We start from the raw sequence: 8,311 nt of genomic DNA, 5'->3' as shown, positions 1-8,311 counted from the left end.
CATTCCAGAATCGCCTTGTGCCCGGTGATGTTTTGGCCGGTGCAGGTCAGATCGAGGGTGTCGAGTCGGCAGAATGTCGTGAGGTCAGGGGTCGAGAAAGTAGGCTTGGCCACGTCGAGGTCTTTCGAATGGATTGTGTGAGAACTTCCATCATCGGAAGACCTCGACGTCTATCCGCGCAGCGACTCGCCGTATCCTGGAATCACCGATCTACACTCTCAATTACGAAGAGCCAGTTTCGGTCCCGGGAAAGACCCCGACCTCGACATCGTTCGCTCAGCAGATGCCTCTGCCTCTGATCTGCAGAGGATTGCGGCGACCAGACCGGACCTGCTCGCTGACATTGCTGCCCATCCGAATGCCTATCCGGACCTGCTCGACTGGCTTGCCGCCAATCCGGATCCGGCCGTTCAGGAAGCGCTCGCGCGACGAGGCTGGACCTCGGGTCGGCAGCAGAAACCAGCGCATCGCCCCGCCTACCACCATGGTTCTGCTGTGCCTGCGGGAGCCTTACCCTCGCCGCAGGGCTCGACCTCACCGCAGACGGGGAGCCGCGACAAACGGAAGTGGATGCTGGGAATCGGGGCAGGACTCGTCCTCGTCCTCGCGGTGACCGGCGGATTCTTCGGCGCGCGATTCCTCTCCGGCTCAGACTTCGACAAAGCGCCCAGTCAGACGGCGGCCGTCGATCTCGCCGATGTCGGCCGCAATGCGCAGCTGACCCAGTTGCAGGCAGGGGATGACGCAGATGCTGACCAGCAGCTCGTCCGCGTCGTCGGCCCTCGACAGTCGGTGATTATGGCTCTCCATGAAGAGACTCTGCAGCCAACATGGATGGCGCCGGTACCGCACGTCGGTGTGAAGGCGCCAAAAGCCGACGATGTCGTCGACGCCGGAGATGGGGTCGAGGATGATTCTGCCGATGACGGCGCGAAGAGCCCCAGCCCGAAGCTTGAGGGCACTCCCGTGGACTGCCAGTGGTCGGCTGACTCCGTGACCTGCGGGGACCGCTCAATCCGGTTGAAAGACGGAGAAATCACCCTCAGCCCTGGTGGCAACGCGAATGGTTCGAAGGCAGACGGATTCTCAGACGACTCGGAAGACGGCGACACGGATGCCGAGGTGAAGGACCCGGCCACGGAGGCCGTGCCGATCACCGTCAATGACGACGGAAGCGTCAAAGCACCGTCTGGTGGCACGTATTCCGACGTCAGCGTCGATACCGAGGCGACCGTGCGGATGGTCGGTGCCGGCGACGACGGACCTTGGGTGGTCTCGGACGGCAAAGCAGTCTTTGCAGTCGATGCCGATGCCGACTCGGTGCTGTGGAAATCCGAACTGAACGAGAAAGCGGCGGCAGCATCCGGCCTCGGCGAATCTCGGTTGCGACCGAACTGGACGATCGAGGACGATGTGCTCGTCATCGCCGACGATGCCGGCGTGCACGGTCTTGCCGTTGACTCGGGTCAGGAGCTGTGGCGAGTCGATGACGAACTCGACAGCTTCACTGTCTCAGGTGACCATCTGCTGGTCATGTCCGACGGCGTTCTCGCGGTCTTCGACTTCACCGATTCCAGCGACGTCGACACCGTCAAGGCCGACCCGGCTTACAACGGCGGTTCCGATGGCGACGCGATTGCGCAGTTCCCGGGTGCGGACGCGTTCAAGAACGCGAAGCTTTCGACGCCGCCGGGTTGCGTGGAATTCGGTCTCGCCTACGACGACTACTATCTTGGTGACGGCCCGCTGGATCCGAAATTCGAGCACGAGGTGGAATTCAGCGACGGTGAGGCCACCGGCGATGATGGACACTATTCCGGTATCACCATGGAAGGGTTCACGACGTCTCGTATGGGCGCCAAGGCCGTGACCGCTGTCGAGTTCAGCTGCAACGGCGGCGGCACGTATATCTACCCGTCGATCGGGATCTACGATGAGGATCTCAACCTGCTCGACTCCGTCGAACTCTGGGATGACGTCGACGATCGCGGCAACGCGGCCGACATCTCCGGATATGTACCCAAACCGTACTTCAACTCGGTCACACCGATGGGGCAGTATCTGGGGATCGACGTCGGCGGGATCGGCGTCTACGGTGACGAGGGATGCACCGCGTGCGAGAAGTCGGCGAGTGCCGATATCCTCTATCGCTGGGACGGGAAGTCCTTCGCTCATCAGGACACCGTCTACCACGTGCCCTCCGGGGACGTTCGTACGCCGGAACTGGAGCAGGTGCAGAAATTCGCCGCGGCGGTTGCCGCCGGAGACGACGCAGAAGCGGGACGTTCGGCGACTCCCGAAATGATGTCATCACTCGATAACATCCTCGGTGACGGTCAGACGTCGAACCCGCCGACGGTCCGATCCGAGCATTTCCCCAAAGGCGTGAAGGTCGACACCTGCGAGCTCATCCAGCCGTATGACGATGCCGACTACGGTGGTGGAGAGTACTTCTTCGCGAACGGCAAGTCGATGTCGTATCTGTCTTCTCAGGACGAGATCCGGCCAGGGGACACTGTCTGCGGCGTGAGGACGCCGCAGACCGGAGGCGGCGATCAGTATTACTTCTATCTGCTTCTCAGAGGAACTCCGGATGGCAGCGTCAAGGTCTACGAGGCGGGTCGGCAATTCGGTTGAGCGACGTCGAAGACCCTCTGCTCAGTTGTTGCTTCGCGGCTGTGGGGGCTTCGGTTCGGCGCGCAGCAGCGTCAGGGCCGTAGCCATTCGGGCGTCGAATCCGTCGGTGAGGAAGAGCTTCGGCCAGTCGTTCCACAGTTCTGATTCATATGAGGTGCCGGGCAGATAGGTCTTGAACGTCGCCCGCCGGGCGCCTGGTCGTATCGGAAAGCCGTCTTCGGAATGGTGCGTAGGCTGTCGAAGAGCGTCTGGTAGAGCACCGGGTTGAACCCGTCGGCACGTTCGGGATCGGCGAACGAAAATCGCCCCGCCGACTTCGTGCGGAAGTCGGCGGGGCGGAGGTGCGGATCCGTTCGAAGCGATGTGTCGAACGGAGTCCGGCGAACGCTTGTGAGCGTTCGTGTCAGTGGGTCAGCCCATCATGGTGCGCAGGGCGATGACGCCGACCGAGCCGATGATCGCGGCGGCCGGAAGGGTGATGATCCACGCCAGCGCGATCGGCTTCATGAGCTTCCAGTTCGCCGAGCGGTTGACCAGTCCGACGCCGATGATCGCACCGATGAGGATGTGCGTCGACGACACCGGCAGACCACTCACCGAGGCGGCCATGACGATTCCGGCGGCAGCGAGCTCGGCGGCGAATCCGGAGGCCGGGTGGATTTCGGTGAGGTTCGTGCCGACCGTCGCGATGACCTTGCGGCCGATGAACCAGAGACCGACGATGAGGGCGATGCCGCAGGTGAGCATGGCCGCGAACGGCACGGTCGCCTCGCCGTGCATGTTGCCGGTGCGGAGCACGTCGAGGACGGCGGCAAAGGGGCCGACGGCGTTGGCGATGTCGTTCGAACCGTGGCTGAAGGCGAATGCGGAGGCAGTGAACACCTGCATCCAGGAGAACAGGATGTAGGTCGCACGGGGAACCGTCTGCTTGCGCAAGGTCTTGGCGAAGACGAACACTGCCAGCCACACGGCCGCGCCGATCATCGTCATGATGAGCAGACCGCCGACCGTGGTCACGCTCATGTCGAGGTTCTTCAGTCCCTTGAACAGCAGCATCGCGGTGATGATGACAGCGCCGACGGCGGCGATGAGGGGAACCCACCGCTGCAGGGCCGAGTGCGTGCCGATCGATCCTCCCTCGGCGGGGACATCCTCGGTGGCGGCGTCGATCTGCGCTTCGACGGATCCCTCGGCTGCGGAGACCGGGGCGAGCATATGCGGCTTGAGCGTGTGCGACAGCGACTTGCCGAGCACGTATTTCTTGATCACGCCGTAGATGACGAACGCCGCGAGTCCGCCGAGGGCGGGAGACAGCACCCAGGAGATCGCGATCTGCCCGACCTCGGACCACTGCACCATGGCGAATCCGCCGGTGCCGGTGACGAATCCGATCGTCAGTGATGCACCGATGATGCCGCCGATGATGGCGTGCGTCGTCGACACCGGCCAGCCCATCCGAGTCGCCACGAGCAGCCACACTGCCGCGCCGAGGAGGGCCGCCATCATGATGAACGCGAAGTCCATCGGGTTGATCGCCACTCCGCTGAGGTCGACGATTCCGCTCTTGATGGTGTCGGTGACGTCGCCGCCGGCCAGAAGCGCGCCGCTGACCTCGAAGACTGCGGCGATGAGCAGTGCCTGCTTCATCGTCAGGGTGCCGGCGCCGACGGAGGTGCCGAATGCGTTGGCGACATCGTTGCCGCCGATGTTGAAGGCCATGAAGGCACCGAAGATGACCGTGGTGATGAGCACCATGCGGGGCGCATCGCGCCCCACGAAGTCGAACGACCACAGGGTGAAGGCGATGAGGGTGATCGCCAGCAGACCGCCGAAGGCCAGATGCCAGAGGTGGTCGTTGCTGCGGCCGACGGCAGGTGGCGGAGTGTGGCGCTCCGGTGCCAGAACCTGGGTCATTCGTTCTCCTCGCGAGTTTCAGTCGATATGGCAGTGTCTGTCTGCCTCCATGATTCGCAGGTCGGATGACCTCAAGGTTACGGAGAGGATGAATGCACGGTTAACTCCGATTCCGCGGCTCACGAAATGCTCATGCACATTCGGTGCTTTTCGCCTTCCGTTCACGCAATGTTCGAGGTCAGGTGCTATGTGAGCGGGTCTATGTCGGGTGAGGGCACCAGGGCGTGCCGAGGACGGAAAGGCCTGTTGTGACAATGACCACTTCGGGCCATTGGTGCGTGATTCTGTGAACAGCGGGTACGTGAAAGAGCCCGGACCCGCAGCTGTGCGGATCCGGGCTCTGTCGAAAGGGGAAAAGCTCGCCGAGGCGGCCGGAGTCAGTCGATGATCTCCCCGCGGATGACATCGCCGCCGCCGTCATCGGGACGATTGCGGTGCGGATCGGATTTCATCTGCCTGTCGACCTTGCGCAGTCGACGGCCCAGAGCGATGAGGGCGATGCCGACGAGGATGATGAACCCGGCGAGGGTGAAGATCAGCGCGGTCACTCCGGCGCCCGGTGCGAAGAGGAAGACGCCGCCGAGGATGATGCCGAGGACGCCGATGACGGTGAGCGCCCACCAGGTCCTCACCCCCATCCGACGGATGAAGAAGGACATGGTGAGCGCAAGGAAGCTGAAGAAGATGATCGCGAATCCGGTCAGCACCGTGACCATGGATGCGAACAGCATCGGGGTGAAGAAGATGAGCGCACCGAGGAGGATGAGCAGAACCGCGCGTGTGACCATGCTGCCGGTGCGGCCTCCCTGCGGTGCGAAGACGAGGGAGGAGATGGCGATGACGGCGAGCCAGCAGGCGAAGATCCGCACGACCACCTCGGCGGAGGTGCCTGGCCAGACCATCATCAGCGCACCCATCACGAGGGCGATGACGCCGTTGACGATGACTGTTCTTCCAGTGCGCTTGAGGTCCATGCCCACAGCCTAGTCCTCGGGCTTGGACAGTCGCTGAAGACGACAGGCGTGCCCGAGGCGCGCCCCCTGATCGGCGGAATCGGACCGTGCGGTCGAATCCGAGGTGGTCCGCTCTCCGAGTGCGACAAGTGCGGCGAGGATACTGAGCGCCAACATGTCGAATCGCCTCCTTTGACGATTGACTGTCTGGTCCATTTTACGCCTGCGCGGCGCGGAAAGACCCGGCTCGGAGGGAATGTGGAGGGTGCGTACTCAGGCCTCGCGGGCGAGCAGTCGTTTGCCTGCCGGGTAGGCGTCCAGGGCCTGGGGGAGGCTGACGCGTCGGCCCGACGCGAAGGTTGCGAGCACGCGTCCGGTGCCGTGCTGATCCTCGCCGACTCCGGCGGGTTCGAGGCCGATGCGGCGCAGGGTCTGTTTGGCCACCGGCATGGGGGAGTCGAAGACGGTGAGGGCTCCGGCTCGGGCGGCCATGATCCGGTCGGCGACGAGTCCGTAGTGGGTGCAGCCGAGCACCACGGTCTCCATTCCGGGGCCCATCTGAGTGAAGGCATCCTCGATGGCGGTGTCGATCTTGTTCAGATCGGCGACGTTGATGGCCTCGGCCAGTCCGGGACAGGCGATCTTGGCCACGTGCAGGTCGGCGGCGAAGGAGTCGATGAGGTTCTGCTGATACTCGCTGCCCGTGGTCGCCGGTGTCGCCCAGATCGCGAAGTCCTGGCCGGTGCCGGCGGCCATCTTCACCGCAGGGACGGTGCCGATGACGGGGATGGTCGGTTCGTAGCGGGCACGGACGGCTTCGAGGGCCTGCACCGAGGCGGTGTTGCAGGCGATGACGATGGCGTCGGGTTCCCATTCGGCGAGCACCCCGGCCGACTGCAGGGCCCGCTGTTCGAGGGTGTCGGTGCTCAGGCTGCCGTAGGGGGTGAAGTCCGGGTCCATCGCGAGGACGAGGTCGGCGTCGGGGGCGAGGTTGAACAGTGCGTCGGCGGTGCCGAGGAGTCCGAGTCCGGAATCGAGCAGGCCGATGCGCGTCATGAAGTTCCCTTCGGGTCGGATGCCGTCGAGTGGTTGGTTTTCGACTTGGTGGTCGTCGGGTCGCCTGATGCCATGTGGCCGGTTTTCGAGTCGCCAGACTTTGCAACGCCGGTCTTCGGGTAGGCGAACTCCCGGATCTCCTTGAGATGGGCCTTCGTCAGGCCGTGGGAGAAGTCCGGGGCGATGAGTTTGAGGCGGTTGGACGAGTAGTTCTCGAGGAAGTACTCGCGGGTGGCAGGCCACGCCAGGTCGTCATCGATCCAGATCGCGCGCCCGTGTTCGTGCGTGGCCAGCCAGTCCTCCATGGCACGAGCTTTCCACCACTGCTGCGGATCGTGAGCGAAGCGATTGTGGGTCTCATCGGGCATTTCGATGACGTCGAAGGAATTGCGCAGACCGAACTTCGGTTCGAGTTCGGACTTGCACCGCTGCGACCAGGTCGACAGCCAGACGACATCGACCTCGTGGGTCTCGACGATGCGGTCGAAGAATTCGACGACGGACGGCCGGTAATGGAGTTCGTAGTGCCACGCGTGCAGCTTCTTCCGCCCCTCGGCCATGCCGCGCAGCTTTGGCACAGGGTAGGAATTGAGGACGCCATCGACATCGAGGAAGACAGTGACATGGCGAGCCTGCCTGCGCGCCGATACCGGCGCCGAGGATGCTGCAGCCATCATTCCTTCCCGTGAGCTTGGGCGTTCGACCCTCTATCGGGCCATTCGCGCGTTATTCTGGGGGCAGATCGCGCCGCTCGCACCAGATGAACACAGACGAGTTTACCGCCGAGAGCGTCAGGAGGCCGAGTCCGTGTACCGCGAAACCCGGATCCCACGCCTGCGGGCGAGCCTGTGGGTCTCCGTTCCCGACAAGGCCGATTCCCTCGCCGAAACTGATTCCCTCGCCGAGGCGGCCGCCCTCGACCGTGAGGACCGTGCTGCCGGTCTGGCTTCCGGGCCGACTGTCGCACCTGTCTCGGCTCCATCGCTCATCGTTCCCGACGGGTGCATGGATCTCCTCGTCATCGATTCGCAGCTACTCATCGCCGGCGCCGATTCCACGGCACGGATGTTCCACGGTTCGGCTGCACCGACGGTGGGCCTGCGATTCGACTCCGGCGTGCTTGCGCAGCTGTTGACCACCTCGGCGGGGGAGCTGGCCGATCGGGTGACGCCCCTCGACGCTGTCATCGGCGGCAGCCATGCCAGTGGCGGGAAAGTCGGTGAGGGCGGGGCCGCTGCGGTGACGGGATCTGCCCGGGTGCTGCTTGATACGGCCGGCGGTCTGACCGACCGAGCCATGCTGGATCCGCGTCCGATGGCCTTGGCCCGGGCCTTGGATGTGCGCTCGAATTCGCCGGCGCAGACCGTCACCGAGGCGGCCGCACAGTTCGCGTATTCACCGCGGCAGCTGCGCCGGCTGAGCGCGGAGTGGTTCGGCTACGGACCCAAGCACTTGGCGAAGATCCTGCGCTGGCAGGCCGCGCGAGACCTCATCGATTCGGGACGCTCGCGCACCGCGGCCGCGGCCGAGGTCGGGTACGCCGATGCTGCTCACCTGCGGCGGGACGAGCGCTCGCTCATCGGGTGAGGGCGCACCCGGCGTTCGTTCCGCAAGTTCGTCCCCACCCAGAACTACTGTGAGTATTGATGGTGGCTGGTCTGGGACTGGCTGGCAGAGTAGGAACTGACCGTCCCATCGATCATCATGACCCTCAGAACTACTGACTCGAACGATGTCCTCGTCGGGATCTG

General features: G+C 64.0%; 7 protein-coding genes and 1 pseudogene. 3 read left to right on the top strand and 5 right to left on the bottom strand.

From position 1 onward, the window contains the following. Nucleotides 1-201: 201 nt before the first annotated feature. Nucleotides 202-423 (top strand): annotated as a pseudogene (locus tag BI49514_RS17405) (variant leucine-rich repeat-containing protein); the annotation flags it as partial. 147 nt (nt 424-570) lie between these two features. Then, nucleotides 571-2,637 (top strand): outer membrane protein assembly factor BamB family protein, encoded by a 2,067-nt coding sequence (locus BI49514_RS15995; RefSeq protein ID WP_101547445.1) that lies wholly within the window; start codon nt 571-573, stop codon nt 2,635-2,637. A gap of 411 nt (nt 2,638-3,048) precedes the next feature. On the opposite strand, the gene BI49514_RS15990 is transcribed toward BI49514_RS15995, so the two are convergent. The 5 genes from BI49514_RS15990 to BI49514_RS15975 all read right to left on the bottom strand — a co-directional run bounded on the left by BI49514_RS15990 (nt 3,049) and on the right by BI49514_RS15975 (nt 7,234). After that, nucleotides 3,049-4,551 carry an inorganic phosphate transporter gene (locus BI49514_RS15990; RefSeq protein WP_101547444.1) on the bottom strand — a complete coding sequence of 501 codons (1,503 nt, stop codon included), beginning with the start codon at nt 4,549-4,551 and terminating at the stop codon, nt 3,049-3,051. 377 nt (nt 4,552-4,928) lie between these two features. Then, nucleotides 4,929-5,525: an HdeD family acid-resistance protein gene (locus BI49514_RS15985; protein WP_101547443.1), complete on the bottom strand. Its 597-nt coding sequence runs from the start codon at nt 5,523-5,525 to the stop codon at nt 4,929-4,931. A gap of 9 nt (nt 5,526-5,534) precedes the next feature. Next, a complete protein-coding gene (locus BI49514_RS16630) occupies nt 5,535-5,681 on the bottom strand; it encodes a hypothetical protein (protein ID WP_167444004.1) in 147 nt (48 codons plus the stop codon). Nucleotides 5,682-5,777: 96 nt separating this feature from the next. Continuing rightward, on the bottom strand, nt 5,778-6,560 hold the full coding sequence (locus BI49514_RS15980; RefSeq protein WP_101547442.1) for a glutamate racemase: 783 nt from the start codon (nt 6,558-6,560) through the stop codon (nt 5,778-5,780). Further along, nucleotides 6,557-7,234, bottom strand: coding sequence for an HAD domain-containing protein (locus tag BI49514_RS15975; protein ID WP_167444005.1), 678 nt, complete (start codon nt 7,232-7,234; stop codon nt 6,557-6,559). Before BI49514_RS15975 ends, BI49514_RS15980 begins: the two co-directional genes overlap by 4 nt. A gap of 133 nt (nt 7,235-7,367) precedes the next feature. On the opposite strand from BI49514_RS15975, the gene BI49514_RS15970 reads away from it, so the two are divergent. Beyond that, nucleotides 7,368-8,147, top strand: coding sequence for a helix-turn-helix domain-containing protein (locus tag BI49514_RS15970; protein WP_101547441.1), 780 nt, complete (start codon nt 7,368-7,370; stop codon nt 8,145-8,147). Nucleotides 8,148-8,311: the final 164 nt, after the last annotated feature.

This window comes from Brevibacterium iodinum ATCC 49514, assembly GCF_900169265.1.
GTDB lineage: Bacteria > Actinomycetota > Actinomycetes > Actinomycetales > Brevibacteriaceae > Brevibacterium > Brevibacterium iodinum.
Note: the sequence above shows the minus strand (reverse complement) of the source record. Positions and strands in the feature narration are given on the sequence as shown.

What these genes read in the sequence shown, in the direction of transcription:
- BI49514_RS15995 (WP_101547445.1), top strand. Translation starts at nt 571, where the DNA reads ATGCTGGGAATCGGGGCAGGACTCGTCCTCGTCCTCGCGGTGACCGGC.
- BI49514_RS15985 (WP_101547443.1), bottom strand. Translation starts at nt 5,525, where the DNA reads ATGGACCTCAAGCGCACTGGAAGAACAGTCATCGTCAACGGCGTCATC.
- BI49514_RS15990 (WP_101547444.1), bottom strand. Translation starts at nt 4,551, where the DNA reads ATGACCCAGGTTCTGGCACCGGAGCGCCACACTCCGCCACCTGCCGTC.
- BI49514_RS15980 (WP_101547442.1), bottom strand. Translation starts at nt 6,560, where the DNA reads ATGACGCGCATCGGCCTGCTCGATTCCGGACTCGGACTCCTCGGCACC.
- BI49514_RS16630 (WP_167444004.1), bottom strand. Translation starts at nt 5,681, where the DNA reads ATGTTGGCGCTCAGTATCCTCGCCGCACTTGTCGCACTCGGAGAGCGG.
- BI49514_RS15975 (WP_167444005.1), bottom strand. Translation starts at nt 7,234, where the DNA reads ATGGCTGCAGCATCCTCGGCGCCGGTATCGGCGCGCAGGCAGGCTCGC.